The sequence below is a fragment of the Bradyrhizobium sp. WYCCWR15520 genome (genome assembly GCF_056174665.1).
This window is the reverse complement of sequence record NZ_JBWBWM010000143.1, coordinates 1-1,468: the sequence shown is the minus strand read 5'-3', so window position 1 is coordinate 1,468 and position 1,468 is coordinate 1. Positions and strand designations below refer to the sequence as shown.

Sequence of the window (1,468 nt, the reverse complement as noted above, 5' to 3'; positions counted from 1 at the left end):
CTTTGCCCACCCTTCTGTAACGGGCCTCGATTAGTCAATCCCTTTGCGTTGTCCGCCCGCCGGGGTCTTGCTTCTGTACGGGGTCGGCGCAGGGCCGCCACCTGATGGGGTTGGAAGAGGATAGGTCGACCAATCTACGTTGTGCGTGCTCACGAGGGCGACCTGGTGGGCAACGGCCTGACCTGATCCATCGTCCCGGCGAAGGGACTTCGCTTCGAGAAGGCCTGGTGTTGTGACCCGCCCGAAAACTGTTGTGTCTCTCCTGTTAGGCTGCGGCAGCAGCGGCGTTAAAGGGTGTTCCGTCGGCGAGCATGCGATGCATGATCACCGCGAGCCGGCGCGCCAGCGCCACTTTGGCTTTGTTCGTGCCGGCGCGCCGTTTGATCCGCATGGCCCAGCTCTTCAATTGCGAACAGCCTTTGACCGGCTTGGTCAGCATGACGTTGGCGGCTTCGTAAAGCACCGTGCGCACCGAAGCATCACCGATCTTGCTGATCCGGCCGGTGTAGTCGGTCTCGCCGGATTGATGCTTCTTCGGGGTCAACCCGAAATGGGCTCCTGCCTGCTTCGACGATTTGAACCGGGCTGGATCGTCGATCGCGCTGGCATAGGTTAGCGCCACGATTGGGCCGACCGCCGGGACTGACGTCAGCAGCCGTGCTTGCATGTCGGATCGCACCATCCTGCGGATCTGCTTCTCGAAGGCTGCGAACTCGGCCCGCAGCACTGTTCGCACCGCTAGCAGCGCCTTGGCGATCGTTTGCAGGTGCGGGTGGCCCGCCACGAGCTCCTCGATCCGTCCCGCGAACGTCTGCCCGGTCGTCTTGCCAACCTTCAGGCCAAAACCGCGCAGGATCCCGCGCAGACTGTTCTCCACGTCGTGAAGCTTCGATTGCACCAGCTTGCGCGCCGTCAGCAGCGATCGGGTCTCTTGCGCACTCATCGATTTGCAATGCACTGGCCGGAACCAGCCCAGCCGCATCAGTTGCGCGATGCCGCGGGCATCGTTGCGATCCGACTTGACCGGCATCGCCTCGAACGCCTTCCGCACGTGCCGCGTCTCCAGCAGTTCCACGGCAAGGCCGGCTATCTTCATGGCCGCAAACAGCCATTGCGACAATGGTCCGGCCTCCAGCCCGATCCGCTCCAGGCCGAAGCCCAGCGAACCGAACCAGGCGATTAGGGCTTGCGGCTCGCTCGCCACCTTGGCCTCGCGCACGATCTTGCCATTGGCGTCGACAACGCACACGCTCGAGCATTCCAATGACACATCGATTCCGGCATAATGCTCCATGGTCGTCTCTCCTTGATGCTTGGAGCGAGGCTCATCCCTCTGACTCCGTAACACCATCAATGTGAGGGACGACCGCCCGCCTTCCAGGCAGGTCGCGCGAAGCGCGCCACCCAACACCGCCGTAGCAAGCGCGGCTTGCCTGGAGGGTGGACCGGGGCCCGTTACCCCATCTAC

1 protein-coding gene is annotated in these 1,468 nt (G+C 63.1%); it reads right to left on the bottom strand.

All coding sequences use genetic code 11. From position 1 onward, the window contains the following. Positions 1-265: 265 nt before the first annotated feature. Entirely contained in the window at positions 266-1,294 is a 1,029-nt protein-coding gene (locus tag AC0QUY_RS42545) for an IS110 family RNA-guided transposase (protein ID WP_161849768.1), read from the bottom strand. Positions 1,295-1,468 lie beyond the last annotated feature (174 nt).